17 protein-coding genes are annotated in these 21391 nt (G+C 58.6%); 4 read left to right on the top strand and 13 right to left on the bottom strand.

The genetic code is table 11. From position 1 onward, the window contains the following. Positions 1-79: 79 nt before the first annotated feature. The 6 genes from B060_RS27805 to B060_RS0119915 all read right to left on the bottom strand — a co-directional run bounded on the left by B060_RS27805 (position 80) and on the right by B060_RS0119915 (position 7624). On the bottom strand, positions 80-1159 hold the full coding sequence (locus B060_RS27805; protein WP_201768127.1) for a D-Ala-D-Ala carboxypeptidase family metallohydrolase: 1080 nt from the start codon (positions 1157-1159) through the stop codon (positions 80-82). Between the two features lie 16 nt (positions 1160-1175). After that, on the bottom strand, positions 1176-2537 hold the full coding sequence (locus B060_RS0119935) for a hypothetical protein (protein WP_018083578.1): 1362 nt from the start codon (positions 2535-2537) through the stop codon (positions 1176-1178). A gap of 300 nt (positions 2538-2837) precedes the next feature. Continuing rightward, positions 2838-2930 (bottom strand): helix-turn-helix domain-containing protein, encoded by a 93-nt coding sequence (locus B060_RS28520; protein ID WP_425304003.1) that lies wholly within the window; start codon positions 2928-2930, stop codon positions 2838-2840. 340 nt (positions 2931-3270) lie between these two features. Continuing rightward, positions 3271-4764 carry a PepSY-associated TM helix domain-containing protein gene (locus B060_RS25310; RefSeq protein ID WP_018083576.1) on the bottom strand — a complete coding sequence of 498 codons (1494 nt, stop codon included), beginning with the start codon at positions 4762-4764 and terminating at the stop codon, positions 3271-3273. Next, a complete protein-coding gene (locus tag B060_RS0119920; protein ID WP_018083575.1) occupies positions 4761-5336 on the bottom strand; it encodes a hypothetical protein in 576 nt (191 codons plus the stop codon). The genes B060_RS25310 and B060_RS0119920 overlap by 4 nt, the downstream gene beginning before the upstream one ends. After that, positions 5333-7624 (bottom strand): TonB-dependent receptor, encoded by a 2292-nt coding sequence (locus B060_RS0119915; protein WP_155847908.1) that lies wholly within the window; start codon positions 7622-7624, stop codon positions 5333-5335. Before B060_RS0119915 ends, B060_RS0119920 begins: the two co-directional genes overlap by 4 nt. A 1294-nt stretch (positions 7625-8918) precedes the next feature. Between B060_RS0119915 and B060_RS0119895 the strand changes: the two genes are divergently transcribed. Then, positions 8919-9350 (top strand): Ca2+-dependent phosphoinositide-specific phospholipase C, encoded by a 432-nt coding sequence (locus B060_RS0119895; RefSeq protein ID WP_155847909.1) that lies wholly within the window; start codon positions 8919-8921, stop codon positions 9348-9350. Between the two features lie 18 nt (positions 9351-9368). On the opposite strand, the gene B060_RS0119890 is transcribed toward B060_RS0119895, so the two are convergent. From B060_RS0119890 to B060_RS0119860, 6 genes are all read right to left on the bottom strand, one after another. Next, complete coding sequence (locus B060_RS0119890) at positions 9369-9626, bottom strand: hypothetical protein (RefSeq protein ID WP_018083569.1); 258 nt, start codon at positions 9624-9626, stop codon at positions 9369-9371. A gap of 104 nt (positions 9627-9730) precedes the next feature. Beyond that, positions 9731-11146, bottom strand: coding sequence for a purple acid phosphatase family protein (locus B060_RS25305; protein ID WP_023447420.1), 1416 nt, complete (start codon positions 11144-11146; stop codon positions 9731-9733). A 66-nt stretch (positions 11147-11212) separates the two neighbouring features. Then, positions 11213-14368: a TonB-dependent receptor gene (locus B060_RS0119880; protein WP_023447421.1), complete on the bottom strand. Its 3156-nt coding sequence runs from the start codon at positions 14366-14368 to the stop codon at positions 11213-11215. A 98-nt stretch (positions 14369-14466) separates the two neighbouring features. Further along, complete coding sequence (locus B060_RS0119875) at positions 14467-15435, bottom strand: FecR family protein (protein ID WP_018083566.1); 969 nt, start codon at positions 15433-15435, stop codon at positions 14467-14469. After that, entirely contained in the window at positions 15428-15991 is a 564-nt protein-coding gene (locus B060_RS0119870; protein WP_081606950.1) for an RNA polymerase sigma factor, read from the bottom strand. The genes B060_RS0119875 and B060_RS0119870 overlap by 8 nt, the downstream gene beginning before the upstream one ends. Before the next feature lie 325 nt (positions 15992-16316). Continuing rightward, a complete protein-coding gene (locus tag B060_RS0119860) occupies positions 16317-17492 on the bottom strand; it encodes an MFS transporter (RefSeq protein ID WP_018083564.1) in 1176 nt (391 codons plus the stop codon). Positions 17493-17589: 97 nt separating this feature from the next. Between B060_RS0119860 and B060_RS0119855 the strand changes: the two genes are divergently transcribed. Then, the gene (locus tag B060_RS0119855; RefSeq protein WP_018083563.1) at positions 17590-18501 is read left to right on the top strand and encodes a LysR family transcriptional regulator; all 912 of its coding nucleotides are present in this window, start codon (positions 17590-17592) and stop codon (positions 18499-18501) included. Between the two features lie 509 nt (positions 18502-19010). After that, complete coding sequence (locus B060_RS0119845; protein WP_018083561.1) at positions 19011-19211, top strand: YgaP family membrane protein; 201 nt, start codon at positions 19011-19013, stop codon at positions 19209-19211. Between the two features lie 196 nt (positions 19212-19407). Here the strand turns inward: B060_RS0119845 and B060_RS0119840 are convergent, their stop codons facing one another. Beyond that, positions 19408-20367 (bottom strand): PAS domain-containing protein, encoded by a 960-nt coding sequence (locus B060_RS0119840; RefSeq protein ID WP_155847910.1) that lies wholly within the window; start codon positions 20365-20367, stop codon positions 19408-19410. A gap of 862 nt (positions 20368-21229) precedes the next feature. Between B060_RS0119840 and B060_RS25300 the strand changes: the two genes are divergently transcribed. Then, the coding region (locus tag B060_RS25300) for a transposase (RefSeq protein WP_018082795.1) at positions 21230-21391 on the top strand (162 nt) is incomplete at its 3' end.

Raw genomic sequence — 21391 nt, 5'->3', positions numbered from 1 at the left:
CTTTGGTCCGTGACGGTTCATACATAGGAACATGAACGAAGATACGACCCTGATCCTAAGCACCGGCAGTGTCCGCTATCTAAGGCCCGGACACGCCATCCGAATAGACCGTGCCGTTCGCCGTAAAGGTGGCGGTCATCTGTCTCATGCGCAGCCGCGGATCAAATGAAATGTGCACCCAGGAACCTTCCTGAATCAACTGATCGTATCTGATGTCGCTAGCCACGATCTTCTGGCAGATCTGCAGCGGCGTGCCATAGCCCGGACAGACGAAATCGACCGCATAGCCCGCCATGTGGGCCGAGGTCGGCGCACCGCCTACCGCCGCATTGAGCGCTGGCGAGCGATAGCCACTGTTCACACGGATCGGTTTGCCGAGCAGATGACGCACCCGATCCATCTGCTGCGCTGTCGCTTTCAGCGTCGTTACAATCTCGGCTGGCGGCGTGTTGTCGATGGTGCGATGCTCGGTATGGGTCAGCTCATCGAGCGTAAAATACTGACTGAAGCTGTTGACGGGCTCAGCCGGCGCCAGGACTGGAAAGGCCAGCTGGGCGCGCGCCAGCCATTGTTGACGATCGGCCAGACCATTCACCCCGCCATTGACAATGCGGGTAATGCCCTCGATATCATCGGCATCGGCCAGGGTGTTCAGCCCATTCTGCTTCCAGAAGGCGGCTGCAGCTTTCGCAGCAAAGGTCGGGTTCTCAAGGAGGGCCGGCTGATCGGCCAGAGGCTGGCCGATCATGGCCGCGTAGGTGGTATAGTTGGCGCGGCCGGTGATCATGATAAAACCGCGCCCGATGAACTTCGCACCGTCGCCCGGATTGACATTACCAAGCGCCGGCCGCTGGCCATAAACGAACTCCGCGATCGCGTCCTTGCCCGCCGCCACCAGTTCCTGCGCCTTGGCCAGCGTCTGCACTCGGGCACGAAACACCGCCAGCAGCACTTCGGGACTGTAGTTTAGATTCTCCACCAGGGCCCGAAACCCGCCACTTTCATGCGCCAGCTGTGCCAGGAAATGCACCAGCCGCAGGCGCGTGGTAATCTCGCCCGTGGCCAGCGAGGCTTCCAGCGCCGGCGCATAGGCCGCCGCCCGGTCCGCCCGGATGGTCGGGGCCAAGGTTTGCAACCGTTCGGGCGTGATGATGGTCATGACCCCCTACCCTGTTTCAAGCGTCGCGCGGACGCATGGCGGGATCAAGCGCCTTGAGATAAGCGAGGTCGCCGTCGTCGTGATGCGGATCCGCCGTCGAGGACGCCACCAGTGCCGGCTGATAGGCAATCTGCGCCGTCGTCTGAGTGGCGGCCGGCACCGGGGCGAAGGCCGTGGCCAGTGCGCCCAGACCATCGAAACCGGTCACCCCGCCACCCCCATCCTTGGGCTTGAGTGTTGAGCGCACAGTCATCAGCTTGGACAGGATATCGAACCAGAACGGTGCCCCAAGCGTGACGGCAAAGGCGGTCATGAGCCAGCCCATAAAAAGTGAGATCAAGGGCAGGACATTGAACAGGGCATTGTCACCGAGCGATGGTGTGCCTCTGTAGAGATTGACCGTGCGCTCCGAGATGTTCTGCCACGATGCGCTGAGCTTGGTCGGCAGATTGTCCCAGGTCGTGCCGGCCCACTTCGGCATCTTCGTCACCTTGACGGGCTCCGGACAGCCACCGGAAGCTTTCGGACTGCAGAAGCGAAACAGGTGATTCATGGTGTCGATCGTCGTGTCGTTCCAGCCAAGCGGCAAGTCAAGCGCACTTAAAGGGTTCTTCGATGACTCCAGCGTCATCTGAGAGGTCTCAAGCGTCGAGTGCGTCGTATAATATTGCTGCGACGATGCCTCGACCGCCTTGCGCAAGGAAGGACTGAGATAAAGACTCTGGGCGATAACCACCGTGTTGACATTCAGCACAACGCACACAACCAAGGCCAGCCAGAAGATCAGGGTCTGGGTTTCGTGGCGATACCAGCCCGAAACGCGGTCCATCGTGGCATTGTACCAGTTTTCCATGAACAGCCGCGCCTTATCGATATCACCGCCCGAATTGCTGACGGCAAACTGAACCATCTTCGCCAGACGGGCATTGGGCAAGTCACGCGAGGCGGCCAGGATGGCTTGCGGGTCGAGGCGGCCTTCGGTCTGCTGACCGCCGCGGCTGGCCAGCATGTCAAGCACCACGAACGCGAAGTGACCGCTGGGGATATAGGACGGCAGGTTGCGCCCGCCCAACAGCGCACGTTTATTGGGCGCGGTATAGCGCCCACGATAGAGCGACATGGTAAGCGGGTGATCGTAGAAATTTTTCAGCATCTCGTAGCCGGTGAAATCCGGTCCGATCTTGGCCGTCTTGCTGGTGGCGTGTTCGGGCGGATGATCGCACAGGATCTCCATCAAACCCTTTTCGAGATTGACAGCACGGCGCTTGCACATGCCCTCGATCGCCTCGCGTACGACCGTTGTGAGCAGGCTCATCAACAGATACACAAAGACCAGCCCTGCCGCCACATCGATCGAGTCAGGTAATAACGAGCCCACCTCTACCCCCGTAGAACCGGATGCCGTTTTGGCGTCCCTGCCCTAGAGTTAACAAATATTAACCAATGTGCAACGCAGGAGATGGCATCTCCTTCGCCTGAAGGGCGAAATAACGCAAATGCGCGCATTTATGCCACAGCCGGCGGGCGCAGGCGCCGCTGGGCCAGGATCTCCTGACGAAACTCTGAACGCATGCTGGCGCCTGCCATCAGCGCTCCCATGCCTTCGACACCACAGCTCACAATGTGTCCAGACCACGTCTGGACACGGACCGATCGTATCGTGCCCTCGCCGGCATCGTTATGTCAGTATGTTTAGCTTTCGCGGGAGTGAACGGCGGTCATGACCCAGGCGCCTGGCCGCTTCGGACATGTCGCCACCGGTGAGCGCCATGACCGCCTTTGTGCCCCTCAACGCCTCACGCCTCAGAACCGAGTCCCCAGCAGAACCGGGTTGCGCCAACGGCAATGGCGGTGCCTCACCCCGTCCCGCCAGAGCATCCGGTAAAGATCGATCTCTGCGCCAGAGAACAGCCCATGAAACCCACCGCATATTCAGGGCCTCTTCCTCGTGCCACGCCACCGGCATCACACGCACCAATGGCGTGATACGATCGTCGATAGCGTGGCGTCCATGGGTCATAGATATATTGCCGCATTCGGTCGAGGCCCGCGACCGGCGAGCCGTCTCCGAAAGCTGCATCGTCGGCGCACCAGACCGATAGACGCCCGCTTTACCGGTGCGGTTTCACATGGGGCCTCCAGACAACGCTTAAGACCATACTGACCGCGATCAGCACCAGGCATAGATCCACGATCAGCGCCACCGGATCGACGGGCACGATGCCAAACCGCCATACATGCACGCCGACGAGACCGAGGAGAAGCCCGCCGCCTAAAGAGCGCAAGGTCACGGAGATCAGCTTTGGACGCATGACGATGGGTAACAACATCGAAGCAAGGGTCACGCCGCCCCACACCGAGAGCAGAAGATCGTCGGCGCTGTCCGGCGGGGTCAAAAGAACCGCGCTGGCGGTGACAGCGTAGGCTAAGGGCTGGCTCCAGACAAAGGCGGCCCACAGACGCTCCCAGGTCTCCGCTGGTTTGCCCTTGTCACGACGGCGCGCCATCCATATCGCCACGCCGGATGAGGTGATTGAAGCGAGCCCCATGCCGAGAATGGCGTAGATGAACTTGACCACCGGACCACCAAACCAGCCAAAGTGGATGGGCGCTACACCCGAAAGAATTTTCTGACCAAGCGTGCCCTTTTCGTAGCCGAGCACACCCGCAGACGTGCCGTCGGCCGCAAACACGTAGGTTTCACCACGCGATATCTTGCCGGGCGTCGACGCATTGAAGCTGAATCGTCCTCCCGTCTCGAACGGATGCTCAACCATAATGTAACGGACCTCCGCCCTTGGGGCGTCGGCTTTCACATAGGCGAACATCCGGGTCAGGTCGGGCGGAGGGGCCGCGGCCGGATTATCGATCGGCGTTGGCCCCAGGAACAGGGCGTAGGCCTGTTTGACATCCCCCTTGAACACAGCCAACGCCAGGACACCGACGATCAGGGTTGTGAGGCCAAGAAAGGCGCCGGTCAGTGAGACAACAAGGTAAAATGGCAGGCCCCACAGACCGAGACGATTGTGCAGATCGGCCTCCTGCAAGCGCTTGGCACCCCCCATGCGCAGAGAAAAGGCGTCCTTAAAGGCGCGCGGATGCGACAACACACCCGAGATGATCGAACTGAGCAGGGCCACACCGATCAGGCCGATCAGATAGCCCCCCCACGGACGCGGCAGGTGCAATTCATAGTGCAGGCGCGCCTGGAAGTCCGACCAGCGGTCTTGGGTAGGTTGTAACAGATGGCCGTTGGCATCTGCCACCCAGTCACCTTCTCGTTCGGACGGTTCATGGGTCGAGGCCCGGATGCTTAGGCGCGGCATAGCCTGGGTCGGTAGGCCGATATAGGCGTCATGCGCCCAGGGCATTCGCTTCATGCCTTCCTGGAAGGCGGTATTGGCCGCCTCGGGCGTGACGGCTGCGCTCAAGGGCGCGACCGGCTGTTCCCAGCGGGCGAATTCCTGCGTGAAGACACAGACCGAACCGGTGAAGCAAACGAGCCAGATCAGAGCGGCGAAGGCCAATCCAAGCGCCGAATGGCCGGCCAGCATGGCGCGCACGAAGCCTGGTGCGATACGTGGCCAGATAGGTTGCCCCCTCATGCGATGCTCCCCTTGAGAAAGGCCGCGCCCAAGGACACGGCCGCGACGCCCACCAAAACGCAGGTGGCGCGGATAATTTTGTTGTCGGACAAGGTCCAGGCCATGCCGCCGGCCCACAGGAAGGGTACCAGCAGACCGCCGATGACCATGCGCGTTTGCGGTGGCCCCGGCGAGCAGATGGCGATGGCCAGGCCTACGCCCAAGGCAGCCATGCCGGCCAGAGGCCCTGCCAGAACGCCGCGCAACCAGCCACGCCACATCACGCGTTTGCGATCAGATGGTTCCAGAGCGGCTTCGCGCGGCATTCGTGTTTTCACATTGCGGCGCTCGACATTGCTAAGCACGACCAAAGCGCCGGTCATGCAAATCAACGACACCACGATGGCAATGCCAAGCACGCTGCCCCAGACCCCTTGCCCAAAGAGCACAGCGACAAGCCACAGCAGCCAGCCGCCGGCGATCAGCCAGGGGCGCAAGCCGTCAGGTTTGATCCATGCCCTGCGAAGCGCCAAAGCGCCCGCAAGTGCGAGCGCTTCCGCCGTGAGGCCGTGAAAGAGATCGACCGGCGTCACCAGCGCGTCTCCAGACTGATGCCTATTTTGCGCGGCGCACCGGGTAGCCCGAGATTGAAGCTGTCCCGATAATAGGACACATAGCGCTCATCAAACAGATTGCTGGCGTAGAGATAGAGGCCCCAATGCTCGGCCTCATAGCCGACCTTGGCGTTGACCAGGGTCTTGGCATCGACATCGTAACTGGCCTGTTCGGTGACGTCGGTGCCGCTATAGGCGCCGGCGCTGTAATTGGCGTTCAGATTGGCAAAGATGCCATTCGTCCAGCGATAGGTGCCGCCCAGCGCGACCGTGTAGTGTGGGGCATAGGCAAACTCCGCATCGGTATAGTCGGCGAACAAGCTGCCCTTCTTGACGACGAACTCATCAAATTTTGTGCGGGAATAACCGAGTGAACCGTACCACTGGAAGGCGGAGGATACGCGCTGCGAGGCTTCGACCTCGAAGCCGTAGAGATGCGACTTGCCGGCGTTTTCCGTCTGGTAGTCATAGGCGTTGAGGCCGAGATTAACGAGCACCTGCTGATCGGTCCAGTCGATGTAGTAGGCGTTGGCATTGACGATCAGGCTGCCATCAAACCAGGCGCTGCGCAGCGAGGCCTCATAGTTCCAGGTATATTCCGGATCATAGGCCACGACCGACGAGCGCGCCGTATTGACCGACGACCCGCCGGCACGGTAGCCGCGCTGCACCGTGAAACTGCCGGATATGTCAGGCGTGAAAGTGTACTTCACGCCGGCCTTGGGCAAAAAGGCGCGGAAGGTGCGTGTCGAGGCCGGCGTGGTCTGGCCGGCGGAGGTCACCTGCGCGTCGATAGCCCCATTGAGCGCCGTGATAAGCGGCGCGTAGGCGCCGTAACCGGCAGGATCAGGATAAGCACCCTTGAGCTTGGCCGTGGCGCTGGTGCCCGTGGTGTAATCTTCGTAGTCGTAGCGTAAACCGCCGATCAGGGAGAGCTTGTCTGTCACCTGGTAGGTGCCGTCCGCGAAGATGGCGGCGTTTTCTGTCGTCTGAGGCGTGTTCGCTGCGAAATCCACAGGAATGACAGGGAAGGCTGCCGCATAGAGATCGACAACGGCGCGGGCTGTCGTGGCAGGCAGACCATAGGCGATCAGGGCGTTGGCAAGGGTCGTCTTGGGCAAGGCCACATTGGTCAGGCTGGCGGTAACGGTCGCACTGTCACGCTTGACGTGATAAACGCCGATCAATCCGTTGAGGCGGTTGCCCTTATAGTTGAAGCGCAACTCCTGCGAAAAGGTCTTGTCTTCGAAGCGGTTTACGCCGTAGGCGACGTCAGCCGCCGTATAATCACCGTCATAGGAGCCGTAGGTCTTAACATGGTTCCAGGACGCAACGGCGCTCATCGTCCAGCGATCAGACAGGTTATAATCGCCCTTGAGCGTAGCAATATCTGTGCGATTTCTGCCATCATTGGGCGAATTCGAATAATCGGTGCGGTTATCGTACCAGTTCGGCACGTCGGTGCGGGAATAGGTATAAAGATAGCCGCCATCGCGTTCGACGTGGCTTAAGGTCAGCCCGACCTTCACATTTACCGTCGGCGTCCACACCAACTTGGCACGGGCATTGAGGACGTCCGATTCATCAACATACGCCTTGCGGGTTGGATTATAGACCAGCCCTCCTGTATGGCTGTCTTCCAGCGCGATCCGAAAGGCCAGTTTGTCAGCGACCAACGGGCCGCCGCCGGCGACCGCAACCGACCGATCGCCAGAGTCTGCCCCCATGACCCGGGCCTTGACGTTCCACGCATTGGAGGGGTCCACAGAGGTGATGATAACCGCGCCCGCAAGCGCGTTCAGGCCTTGCAGGGTCGATTGCGGACCGCGATATACCTCGACCTGACGCACGTCCCACATGTCGAGCGGTGTCGAGGCGACGGCACCATCCGGCAGGGCCGCGCCGTCGAAATAGATGGTGGACAGCGAACCGGCACCGCCGCCGGTGATGCTGTCATTGCGGATGCCGCGGATACTGAAACCGGTGCCGCCATAGGTCTCGGTCACATTGGCGGTGCGGGCGAAGACGTCGTAGATATCCTGAAGGTTTTCGTCCTGGATCTTGCGCGCGCTTGTGACGGCAACAGAGTCGGTCGTCTTTTGCAAGGAACGGCTGACCTTCTGGCCGGTGACGACAACCTCGACCGCAGCATCGCCTGGCACCTGCGCAGGTGCGTCTGGCGCTGCAAAGGCGGCGGATGCACAGACACAGGCCAGCGCAGCCCAAACGCCCGTGAGGGCGCTGGTTGATAAAAGTTTGGACGACATCATAAACCCCAGAAACATTTAATGAGAATTAATCGCAATTACTGTTTGTGAGGTTGCAAGTCAATCGCAAAGAACATCCGTAGGGTAAAATTTTATTTGGTCACTTTTACCGTCTGCCCCCCGCCCGCTCAGCGGGGGCTCCACTGGGTTTTGCAGACACGGCCAGCCGGATTGCTGACAGCATCGAGAGATGACGCAACGGATTGCAACCGCGCTCAGCACCGCGCAATGCGTGGGCAGGCCTCCACGCTTTTGAGCCACGTCCCCGGCGTGCAACTTGCAAACCTCCCGTCCTAAAACAGGAGACGTGCCGTTATGACCCCTTACGAAATCCCGACCCACCGGACTGCAAAAGAGACCGTTGTCGCCGTGGCGCTTTTGCCGGTCGCCCTTGTTCTGTTGGCCTTTCTGGCCGTCCGTGAATATTGGTAAGCTAGCAGCGGCGCAGTCGCCAAAGCCAGATCAAGGAACGACGTCTATCGAGGCAAGGCAGCACTTCGTCAATCTGAACCTGAGCCCCGACAGCCTCATGCGTTGCGTCCGTGCAGGAACCCGCCCTCCATCGGCCATTGTCCCCTGCGCGTTCAACGACATCTGACACGTCCAAGTCGCCTAAGACGCCGGCAGGCTTTAAGTTAGAGCGACGGCTAAACCCTCGTGCTTGTCGTCCGCGCCTTTGTCGTGCGCACGATCATCGCGCTTGCACCGCCTATCGACAACCAAGGTCTCGCCTTCGATGGTCTGGGACAGTTTTTTTGTGTCGATCTTGCTTGCACACATATGTGTTCGGCGCGACGTGGCCGGCCAATCCCTCCTTTCGCGGCCGAGATAGGACGCTCCGTAATCCAGACAGGCAAAGCCAGCGCTTTGACGTCTTTGCCCCTGTGATGCCGCTCCGAGCGCGTGCGCCTAAACTCTTTGCACTCATCGCAAAACATTCCGTATTGCGACGCAAAATAACTTGTGACAATTTTCTAAAAGCCGACGGTCGAGAGGATTCGTCGGCTATCCGGCCTACGCGCTACCTGCCAACGAGGTCAACGCGCAGACCGGATGTATGACTTCGGTCAGAATGAGGTCCGCGCGCGTTTATTGAAAAAGGGGTGCGCGGATCTTTCTTCAACGGATCGCGTCAAGCAGATAGCCGAAGGCCCACCAAACGGCAGCGCTCAATAGGATCTCGCCGATAATCGAAGAACCGATGGGAGTTATACCATCGTTCATAAGGCGCGCGCCCGTTGTAGCCCCTGATATTTAAGCAGGACTCGCATCGAGTGTGGGGTCGGGTGACAAAATGAAGCAACGGTTTAGACTGGGAAGCTGGCCCGCCGGGGCGGCAATATGTGGTGCGGCCTTGAGCGCCATCGGTGTCGCGCTGACCTCGTGGGTCGCAGGAAGCGTGACAAACCGCGCGTGCAAAACCACGGCATCCTCCAGCATCGCCCCCCTTTCCAGCGGACGTGCGGATACGCGCGCAATCGTTCATCATTCCCCGTGCCCGGGATCTGGCCATATCACCCAACTGATCAAGCAAGGCTTCTTCTTTGGGTCACGCGCCGGTGCCAAGACGATGGAACCCCCTATCCACGATCTCAAGCGCTTCGATGAGGCGGTCGATGCGGGCGCCCAGGCCATCGGTACGGATTACGACGAAGGTGCACCTGATCCTTACGGATCCATCAGGCTCATGCTCTTGTTAAAAGCCTCTTTGTCATGCGATGCATGATCAAATATAGCTTTCTGTTCAGGCGCCTTCGTAGTGACGATAAGGCAGTTCGCTGCGTGCTGGCGCGATCCTGTTGCGAACCGCCGCTTCGACCACAGGCCGGACGTCACCGGCCAGAGTATGCTCGTGCAGTTCAAACTGCGTGTTCATGAAATAGGCATGATCGAGGTTGGCATCGAGAACAAGATACCAGACATCCTGCGGCAAGCCGAGGTCTCGCTTAAGGGATGTCGTGATATCGCGCGTCTCAAAAATGAAGTCAGCGTTGAGAGACATGGTCGCACCCGGTTGTCAGAGGAAGGGTTATATCAAACTCTACTCAGTCGTCACCGGGCGAGACCATAACGCTAATTTTTGGTTAACGCGACTCTCTTCTGACGCTACTGCGCCAGATCACCGTTCTTTGACACCTTCTTGCCGGGCAACCAGAGTTCCGGAGTGCCCGGTTTCTTATCGGTACGGGTCTTCAGGCCCTGTGCATTCTTGTGCAGGCTGAAGGCGTCGTAAAGCACACCATTGGCAGTATAGGCCTTGTAGATCAGATCATCGCCCTCGACACCGATCACCTGAAAAAGCTGGGTCTGCGAGGCCTTGCGGTCGGCCCAGGCGAGATCGGAAACCGCGTACATTTTAGGGCCGGCGACGGACACGACATAGACCGTGGCGTTGTCGTCGGAGCGTGCCTCACCCGTCGGGGTCGGAGCGGCGCCGCGGGCATAGCCGTGGTCATGGCCCTGCAGCAAAAGATCGACCCTATACTTGTCGATTAAGGGCTTCAGGGCTTCGCGCACATCGGGATTGTCACGCTCCGGTTCGGAAGAATAGAGCGGAAAATGCAGCGTGATAATGGTCCATCGGTTCGGGTTATGGGCCAGAAGATCCTCAAGCCATTTTACCTGCGCCGCGCGCTCCGCCGGATCGCCATGCAAAAGCGGCGCATCCACCGAAATCACGCGCACACCCTGATAATCAACGTAGAAGGCGGTTTCCTTCAGCTTTTCGCGGCCTTCGGGGCCGTTTTCCGGTAAGGTATATTGCGCCCGCCACTGCGGCGACAAGCGCGCGCCCGTCGCATCTATCGGGCGGCCATATTCATGGTTGCCCGGCGTCATCAGCGACGGCGTCTGGGCGTGGATGAAACCACCGGCGGCAAACCATTCGCCCCATTCCAGATCGGCATTGTGACGGTTGATCAGGTCACCGGCGTGCAACATGAAGGCGGCCTTGCCGTCCTCGCGCTGGGATTCGCGCAAGACCCGTGACCAGTGTGACAGGATATCATTCTGGGCGTCGCCCATATAGACGAAGCTGAAGCGCTCGCCCGGCTTGCCGGCCGTCGAGAACTGGAACCATTCCGACCAGTTTGTGCCGTCGCCGACGCGGTAGATATAGCGCGTCGATGGCTCAAGTCCGGTCAGGACGAGCGAATTATAGCGCGCCTTGAAGCCGGCCTGTTCCTCGACATCCAGCGTCAGGACATCGGATTTCGCCATAACCTCGCGGGTGTTTTTGACGAAGTTCGGGCCGGGTTCGGAGACGGCGTATTGCACCCTGCCCGCTGGGCGGTCGGCGCTGGTCCGCCAGGTCACCGCCATTTCGTGCTGGGGGTCGTTCGTCAGGTTGAGGATGATGCGTTCGGGCGCGGCTGTGGCAGGCGTCAAAGGGGCTCGCGGCGGTGTTACGGCCGCTTGAACCGGCGCCGGGGTCGTAGAGGTGACGCGCGGCTCAGCCTGAGCGCTGCCAGCCAGCATGAGGACGGCGAGACTGAGACCCGACGCGGCAAAGACTTTAGACATGAAATACTCCAAAAAAAGACGGCGGAGCCCCACAAGGAGGCTCCGCCAGTTACGCACAGGGGAAACTTAGTAAATGTAGTTAAAGCTGAGGCTGATCGTGCGGCCGTTCTTGGTGAAGGCACGGCTGGAGGCGGTCGTCGGACCGTAGGACAGCCAGTAGGTATGGCTGTCGAACAGGTTCTGAACGTTGAAGCTGACCGTGGCTTTCGGCGTCAGCTTCTTGCGCAGATTCAGGTCAACGAAGGTGTAGTCCTGCTCATACGGATTGTTGCCGAAGTCCTGGATGCTCGACAGCATTTCCGACTGATAATTGGCCGCAAGATAGGCTTCCCACCCGTACTTTTCGTAGAACAGTTCGAGGTTCAGCACCTTCTCCGGCGTTTCCATGAGCGGCAGCTCGTAGCCTTCCGGATGCCAGCTCATGCCGGTTACCGCACTTGAGGACTGGAAGGTTCCGTTGAAGGATACGCCAAAACCGTCATAGGGCGATGGCAGTCCGTCAAAGATCTGACGGGCGCTGACTTCGATGCCCTGAACATGCGCCTTCTTGCCATTGTTGGCCATGGTGATGATGACGCCATTTGGGTCTTCATTTTCGCCGGCCGTGCCATTGCGGATGTTCGATGACGAAGACCGGAAGAGGAAGTTCTTGATGTTCTTGTCGTAGAGCGCGATCGAATAGGCCCCGGTCTTGCCGCGATACCATTCCAGCGACAGATCGACATTGATCGCCTTCATCGGCTTCAGATTAGGATTGCCCTTTTCGATCGCCACCAGAAGCCAGTCGGCCACCGGATTGTTCGTGCCATCACCGTCTGGATCCTGATTGTAGCTGTACTCGCTGGCCGAACTCATCCGCGCGATGTCGGGGCGGGCAAAGCTCGTCCAGACAGCACCGCGCAAGTAAAGGTCTGGCCGGAATTTGTAGGTGGCGTGCACCGACGGCAGGACATTGGTGAACTCGCTCTTGCTCACGCTGTACTCGTTGCCGAGTTTCTGGTCCATCGTATAGGCCGTAATGGTGTTTTCCGTCTTTTCGACGCGCGCACCGGCGATGACATTCAGCTTGCCAAACACAGCCTCCCCCATGACATAGGCGGCGGTCACCTGCTCGTTGAACTTGAAGGTATCTTCGTCGGAAATCACGGGATCGTCGGCATTCAGCGCCGTGCCGGTAAAGAAGGTGCTCTTGCCCGCATTGGCGAGGTTCAGCTCCGCCAGCATCTTGTCATCATCAAGCACGATGCCCAGCCGATGATCGCCGGTATACTGGCCATCGAAGAGATCGGTCACCGGCGTGTCGTAGAACTGCGCGAAATCAGCCAGGGTGCCGCTGCGAGACAAGTTCAGAAAGCTGCCCTCGAACTTCTTACGGTCCGATTTGTAAAACTTGGCGCCGGCCTTGATGTTGCGCAGCCAGTCATGATCGAACTCATAATTGGCATTGAGCTGCACCTGCTTCAGCTTTTCGGTCGATGACGAGACTCCTGCCTCCATGCTGGCAAACTTGAAATTCGCGGGGTCTTGCGCCCCTTCCAGGCCTGCCTGGTTCAGCACCCACTTCGGGTATCGGCTGTCACCTGACGAATCGACCCCAACACCTTTATTGCCCAGCCAGTGGTACATGTCGGTGCGGAATTCCATCTCGTAGTCGCCGTCCGATTCATCGCGCGATTCCGAGACCGATACGTCGTAATCGAGAGTCAGCTTGCCGAAGCGGCTGACACCGCCAGCATTCAATGAGCTGAGCAGGCCGGTAGAATAGCTGCCTTCCCAGAAGCGGCGCATACGGAAACCTTGCGGGTCCCAGACACCCGAACCACCATCGAGCGAATAGAGCGACTTGGTCGACTTGTCCTTGTCCGTAATGACACCATCCTTGTCACGGTCGACAATCTGGCGGGTCGTATAGCCGTAGATATTGCCACGCTTATCGCTGCCGGTGATCATATCATCGGGATTACCCAAAGAGGTGTCGGTCTTGTCGACCTGCGACAGACGCGTTGAAAATTTTCCCGTATCATTGCGGAAATTGAGGCGGGTGGAGAATTCCTTTTTATTGTATTCGTTATAGGTGCCACGCAGGTGGAACTGATGGTCATCGCCATGCCAGTCAAGCGATGAGTTCAGCCCCTTGCGCTCGACCTCGGCGTGGCCCGTGGCGAGTTGCATGCCACGAAAGACGAAGTCATTGAGATCGGCATCGAGGGTTTCCGAATTCGAGTACCAGGTGCGCGGCTGGCTATCGCCATCGCCGCCGTTTTCTTCAAATTGAGTCTGGCGCTTCGAATAGGAGGCGGTGACAAACACGCCCAACCGGTCGCCGAACTTCTTGGCGAAGGACAATGCCCCCTTCGCTGAAGTCGGGTTGTCGAACTTGTCCATCACGCTGCCCTGAACGGACAGACCCAGGTGTGTTTTCTTGTAGTTGAACGCGGTGGGCGTATCGATCTCAACCGTGCCCCCAAGGGCGTCACCATCCATGTTAGGCATGATGGTCTTGTGCACCGTGATGCCGGCAATACCTTCGGGCGGCAGGAAGCTCAGGCGCACGCCGCGATAGAACTGAGCATCGCGTGAACCGGCGCCCGACATTTTCACACCGTTCATCGTGTAGTTGTTCAATTCCGTCGATAGACCGCGAATGGTAATGCGGTCGCCTTCACCAGTGCGTGAGTCGCGCACGGCGTTAACGCCCGGCACCTTGGCCAGGGCCTCGGCGACGTTCTCCACCGGCAGCTTGCCCATATCATCGGCGCTGACCCGGTCCGAAATGGTCTTGTTGCGGCGCTTGTCCTCGACGGAGTCGGTCATCGCCTTGGCGTAACCGGTGACAATAACCTCTGTCGCCGCTTCTTCGGGTGCGATGTCATTCTGTGCAGCCGGCGCCGCAACGGCCGAGCGGCGGATGATCACCGAACCGTCAGCGATCTGGCCGGAAAGACCGGTGCCCGCTAGCAATTGCGCAAGCGCCGCACTGGCCGTCAGGTTGCCGGACACCGCCGATGAACGCTTGTTGGTCAGCAAATCCGGATCGGCCACGACCTGCAGGCCGGTGGCGCGTGAAAAATCCTTGAGCGCCGCGGCTAGGCCCTTGGCAGCGATGCGAAAGCCCTGTTGCTGGGTGGCAGCTTGCGCCTGCGCCATAGCCGGCGCGGACAGCCCCGCAACGACCAAAGCCAGCGCAGATAGACCGTGCGCAAGTTTAAATTTCGTCTTCACGTTTAGATCTCCAGTAAACGCAGCCCCCTTGGCCCCGCCTTTAGAAGATGAAAAAAAGACGCATCACCCGACACGGAATATTATGAATTATTTATGACCTACAATGACTTCGTCAGTACAATGACGTTTTCTTCGCGCACTATTTTGATACCGTAAACCTGCTTCAGGCTCTTCAATACCTTGTCCGTATCCGATACCTTGAAGCGGCCAGAGATCTTGCGCGCCGCCAGATCCGGCGCATCTATGCGCACCGGGACGGACGAGAAACGGTTGACCTCACCCACCAGCCGCGTCAGCGAAATATTGTCGGCCTCGAACCAGCCACCCTGCCAGTCCGGCATTTCGGCGACATCGAAGGCGGCGGGTATCAGGGCGCCATCTGTCAGCACGCGCTCGCCGACACCGAGATCGCGGACCTCATGGTGGGCCTCGACGCGAACCCGTCCGCGATAAACGGCAACTTCGGCGCCCCCCGCCGGCAATAGATCGATATTGAAAGCTGTACCCAGAACGCGCACATGCGAGCCCGCCGCCTCGACCGTAAAGGGGCGTGTAACATCGTGGGCGATATCGAAATAGGCTTCACCGCGCCTGAGCGTAATGGCACGATCACGCCCTGCGAAATGGACGCTGAGTTGCGTGTCACCGTTCAGGACGACCTGACTGCCATCCGGCAAACGCGCCGTCAGCATCTGACCGGGGGTCGTCTCAAGCGTCTGGGTGTAGCCTTTTTCCGCTGGCAGCGCTCCGGGCAGGCGCAATCCGCCGAACCACATACCGCCGCCGATCATGACCAGCGCCAGCGAAGCCGCCAGCGCGCCGCCCCAGACGACCGACCGGTGCTGCGAGCTTTTGGCTCTGGCCACAAGCGCGGCCTCCCCTAAGGACGCACTGTCATAACAGGCGAGGCAGTCGGCATAGGCCATGGCATTGCCGGGGTCGGCGGATATCCACGTCTCGAACAGCCGTTCGCGATGCGCCGGTACGTTGGGACCCGACATGACCATGACCCAGTAGGCGGCAGCTTCCTCGCGGTCCATATCTTCAAAAGCCTGAAGGTTATGCATGGTCGCAGGCCTCCGGAACGGGCGACACAGGGGCGTCTTCCTGCCATTTGACACGTGCCGCCTTAAGATCGACAAGCGCGCGCGTAATATGTTTCTCGACCGCCTTGGGGTTTAGGTTGAGCGCGCGGCCGATATCGTCGCAACTCTGGCCGTCAAGGCGACGGCGCAGGAAAACGTCACGGCGCAAGGCCGGCATCCGGGCCAAAACCACCTGTATGGCCTTGAATTCTTCACGCCCTTCGGCCACCCGATCGGGCAAGGGCTCGGTGCAGGCCAGATCTTCGGCGGCATCAAGAGAATCCGATGGGCGCGATTGCCGGTAATGCAGATGGATCAGATTGGCCGCGATGCGCAGCGCCAGGGCGTGAAGGCTGATGACGATATTGTCCTGCTGGTATTCGATGGCTTTGAGCACGGCCTGCTGGGCGATATCCTCAGCCATTTCCTTGTGGCGCAGACGTGACAGCGCATAGCGGCGAACCACCGCATGTATGCCTGACCATTCCTGATTATGCCGGTTCGGCGCCACACGTCCCCGCCTTTGATACGTCATCATGCCGTCGTCTTGGCCTCACGGGTGTCGCTCTACAGGTCCTGGATGACAGTTACATGTCAGATCGGCGGATCGTTGTTATGAATACGGTTAAGGTACCGGTTCATTTAAGATGCTCCACGACGGCAAAACCCGACATTAAATTCCGGGCGTCCCCCCCCAAAAAAGCGCCGCACCGGGAAAATCGGTGCGAGGCAAGTCTGGCTCGAATGGGGAAAGTCTATTTCGCGATCGATATCCGCAGGGTCTCACGATTGAAGGTGTTGGTGCTCAGCTTGACCGCGTCAACCCGCCGTAAGGTCATCTTGTTGGTCGCCCCGTATTAGTTTTACCTGCACTTTTGCGGCTCAGCCACCTTCGCCTCTGGTTTGCCACGCAGGCAAAGAACCATGATCAGTCCTGCGGTTGCCATGACTGCGCCGGCTAATGACACGGCGGGGTAACCCAGCCCCGCAGAGATGACGGCCCCACCCAGCGCAGCCCCTAAGGCGTTGCCCAGATTAAAGGCACCGACGTTCATAGCTGAGGCGAGATTGGGCGCGTCTGCCGCAACATTCATGATCCGTGTCTGCAAGGGCGGCACCAATGCAAAGCTCGCCGTACCCCAAAGGAATATCAGCACGGCCGTAGGTATCGGCCAGCGCATACCCCAAGCAAAAGCCACCAGCAACACGACAAGGCCAAAGAGCGTGGCGATCAAAGTGGCATCGATTGAGCGATCGGCGTATCGGCCACCAAGCCAATTGCCAGCGGTCAGTCCCAGGCCATAGATGACCAGCATTGCCGTCACGAAGGCGGAGGAGGCTTTCGTCTCTGATTGTAAGATAGGGGCAATGTAGGTGAAGACGGTGAACATCGCACTCGCCCCCATAACAGTCAGGGCCAGGGCTGCCAGCACAGCGGGTCGCCTCAAGACGCGCAATTCCGTCATCATATCGGCGTTCCTATCGGCGGGAAGCGCTGGCAAAGATACCCGAAGACTTATCATGGTCATGATACCAAGCCCGGTGATACCCCAGAACGCGGCGCGCCAGCCCATAACCTCCCCGGCCCAGGTGGCAAGTGGCACACCCCCGATAGTCGCGATCGTCAACCCCATGAACATGGCCGCGACCGCCCCGGCTCGCCGATCTGGTGGGACCAAACTTGACGCCACCACGGCCCCGACACCGAAGAAGGCTCCATGATTAAACGATGTCACCACACGGGCGATCAGCAGCAGGGTATAATCGTTCGCCAAGGCTGACACGAGATTGCCGACCGTGAATATGGCCATCAGTCCAATCAACAATGTCCGCCTGGGGACCCGTCCCGTCGTGAGGGTCATGATGGGCGCACCGATCAATACCCCCATGGCATAGGCGCTGACGAGCAATCCCGCTGCGGGTATGGACACGCCCAGGTCCGCAGCCATGATCGGCAGGAGGCCCATCGGCGCAAATTCCGTCACACCGATGCCGAACGCGCCTGCTGCCAGGGCAAGAAGAGGAAGATTGGGTTTCATTGAAATTATCCTAATTATATGCACTAAGCATATGAATGATGGAAAGTCCGTTGTGTAGGTGGGCCTCACGACAAGGTTCTGTGCGTAGGATTCACAAATGAAGCGTGAGATGGCTGACAGGTCAGGCGAGATGGAAGCGTTCGCCGCCGTTGCACGTGAGCACAGTCTTTCGGCCGCGGCGCGACGGCTGGGGCTCACCCCCTCTGCCGTGAGCCGGGCAATTACGCGTATAGAAGCGCGCCTGGGTGTGCGCTTAATTGTGCGCACAACACGCTCAATCACCCTGACACCGGAGGGGGAAGCCTACGCGCGCGGGGCCGCGCGCATTCTTGCAGACCTGGCTGAAGTCGAAGACGCCATCGCCGATCAGGGCGTTCCGAAGGGGCGCCTGCGGGTCAGCGCCGCCTTGGCGCACGGCCGGCTGGTCATAGTGCCTTTGCTAGGGGAGTTTTCGGACAGGTTTCCGGGGATACGGCTCGATGTCAGCCTTAGCGATACGTTGGTGGACGTTCTGGGCGGCCGCGCCGATGTCGCCATCCGCTTTGGCCCCCTGTCGGATAGCCCTTTGACAGCCCGACGCCTTGGCGACACAGGACGATCCATCGTCGCCTCGCCGGAGTATCTATCGCGTAGAGGCACGCCCCTGGTGCCTGAAGATTTGCTTGGTCACAACTGCCTAAATTTCGACTTCCCCCGTATCGAACCCGGCTGGCCTTTCCGCAAGGATGGGCACGATTACGCGCTAGGTGTTTCGGGCACTATCGAAGCCAACAATGGCGAGACCCTTGTACAATTGGCTCTACAAGGTGTTGGCATTGCCCGGGTCGGAAATTTCCATCTCGCTGACGAGATTACCGCCGGCAAACTTGTCGTTCTCCTCGATGATTTCAATCCCCAAGATCGCGAGCCAATCCATGCGGTCTTTGTGGGCGGCAGCCATATGCCCGCTCGTGTCCGCGTTTTTGTTGATTTCCTTGTTGAGCGGCTGACCGCGCGACAAGTCGGCTAACGTGAACGCATGCCTGCTGAGGTCTGAGGCTGCCATGCGCCGAGTGTTGAAAAAGTCCGATTTCGCGCCATGTTCGAAGAAAAAGTTGGCCATAGAGGCCGATGGCAAAACGTGACAAAAGCGGCACCACGAATTTGTCCATTGGCCTCAAGCGGCTTCCCTAACTTAATTTAAGGGATCTTTTGCGATGCACCAGCGACCGTCGTTGCGTTCGCGAAATTGTCGAGACGATGCGGCTGCGGACGTTTTCAGCAGTATCCGCCCAAACCAGACACTCAGGCTTCGGGCACCGTTCAATTTTGGAGATGGCAGGGTCGCCGTCTTTGCCCAGCCTCAGATCCCGCCGCGCAACATCAACTGGTCCGCATCTGGCAAGTGGGTTCATTGGCCAGGGCGGCCTTTGAAAGCTGCTTCCTGGGCAAGGTCAAGGCCGGCAAGAGCGAAATGTTCTTTGAGAAAATGGCGCTGGATCTGAGGGGCGCCCACAAGCTGAAAGAGGAGAGACAGTCATGACAATTGAACGGGCTGTGCCTGCCTTTGCCGGATTTATGATCCTGCTGAGTGTCGCCTTAACTCACTGGGTCAGTCCTTACTTCGTCTGGCTTACCGTGTTTGTAGGGGCAAATTTGTTTCAATTCGCCTTCACCAAATTTTGCCCGGCGGCCTTGGTTTTCAAAGTTACTGAACTTAAATCTGCTGGCCAGAGCTAGCGCCCTGTTGCGAGGTTGCGAAGAGGTCGGCTCGACGACCGAGGGAAACAGCCATGACACAGCCCTCACCCCCAAACCGCCTTCCGTGGCCTCCATTCTCTACATTTCCGCTCTAATGGCGCGCTGGACGTTGCCGGCCTTTGTACCTGTTTGGTCCCGGCACGTGCCCTTACATGCGATGCGCTTTTGGCAAAGGTCAGCAAGCCCTTTTCTCCCGTCGAACAAGTCTCAAACTTAACTCATCTGCATCATTTAAATCCAGGAAAATGCCATGATCGAGGATTGCTAGAAGAAAGGCCGCCACGCTTCTAGCTTTGAAAATACCATGCAAGGAACCTTCTGTGCTGGCGAAGCGGAATATAGTCGCTTTGGAGAGCCCGGAGTGTCGAGCGGCATCGAGGTAAGACCAGCCAAGCAGCCCGCACGCCGCGCGCACCTCTGCGCCGGTCATCAACGGCAGAATTTGCGCAACCGCCTCCTCTTGACCGCATGGGCTTGGCCCGAAAACTCTCGTAAAGGTGCCGCACCATTCCGCAGTCTCGCCGATTGGCCCCTTAATCGGGACGCCCGATAAATCGAAAGGTCGAACTACGTGGTCCGCGCATAGAATATTGACACGAATACGAAACCGCGCGTCGGTCTCGATCAGCTTATCGACAAGCCTGTTAAGGGCCGCGCGATCTTCATTGGGAATGTGCTCAATCCAGTTGACGCGCAGATCGGCACTTTCATACTTCAGCATCCCCCGCCCAGCCGAAGCAAACGAGACGCCCTTCAGATTGCCGCGCCAAAGGCAATCCACATCCAACGCGTCCATGAACATGTCCAGCCGACTTGCCGTGTCGGCGAATGCGAGGGAAACCGCGTGTTCCGTCGTCACTTCACGCGCGAACAAAACGTACATAGCGCGCCCGGCGCTGTCCGCCAGTTCCTGAAAATGAAACTCTGCCTGACCTATCCCCCTTATTTGCCGCAAAATTCGAAACACCTGCGTTGGCGGCGTGATGCCCCGGACCATAAGGGCAAGGCTCTCTTTAAAACGCGCACGATCATCTGAATGGATGGATGTCAGAACAAGCAAATGCGCGCTCAGATGGGTGTTTGGAAAATCGAGAAGTCGCAACATGCCATGGGACAGACGCCATTCATCATCCAAGGACGACATCATGATCCAGCCGATATTTAACGCAATCTCCGCCGCACTCAAAAGATGGAGTGACGATAGCCGTGTCTCCGCACACATACTCACAATACCTTACACTTACGCGCCGCCCCACGCGCGGCAAACACTAGTGAATGTGGGGGATGCCGCGACCGCTCATAGACATCAGACGAAAGACGATGGATTCTATGGCGTTCGAGCACGCTTTTATGAGGGTAGGGCGTTCTGCCCTTGCCTAACCGACCATTCAAATGCCCCCTGTAAGGCTCGCGGTGGGCGAAAAATAGCTAGATCGACGACGACGGCGCCTGGAACTTGCAAAAGTCTGAACAATGACAAACATGTTGTGTAAGGGCCTCACAAACTCTTCGCCTCATATAACGACGTTCTTATTTTCGTATATCATATTTAGTATGACCTAAACGTGAACGTAAACGTAAACTTTTTAAGACAGGAATACGCGAACAGGCTTTCCTATCCATTCCTATCCAAATGCCTTAAATTAGCTCCGCTATTTCGTCTTTTGGCTACCAAAAAATTTACATTAGACCTCTTTTTTGACGGTGGACTGTCGAACTTGAGGCTAATTTTCAAATTAGCCTGACACCCCCAAGGTTGAATGAGCGCCTCAGACGACAAGACGAAACGAGGTGTCTGCAACCGCGCCGGATGCAGACCGCGACGGGCAATGGGGCACCCGTAACAACCTCTCATTTGACGCGGCGTCCCGGCGGTGACGAAATTGGATGTCGTGGCGCAATTCTGGAAAGACGATGTGTGAGGTGGTCCCCGAAAACTGGACAGCTGGCTTAGATATAATCTTGCCCCTATAGTGGCCACCGGCCAAGGGGTTTAAATGAAGAATATCCGCAAGAAACACAGTCCTGAGTTTAAGGCGAAGGTGGCGATGGCTGCCCTTCGTGAGGAAGGCACGGTGTCTGAACTGGCCAGTAAGTACGGCGTCCACCCGAGCCAGATCAATACCTGGAAGAAGGCAGCCCAGGACGGCATGGCTGCC

It is taken from the genome of Asticcacaulis benevestitus DSM 16100 = ATCC BAA-896 (assembly GCF_000376105.1).
GTDB lineage: Bacteria > Pseudomonadota > Alphaproteobacteria > Caulobacterales > Caulobacteraceae > Asticcacaulis > Asticcacaulis benevestitus.
The sequence above is the reverse complement of the archived record's forward strand: the minus strand, read 5'-3'. Positions and strand labels throughout refer to the sequence as shown.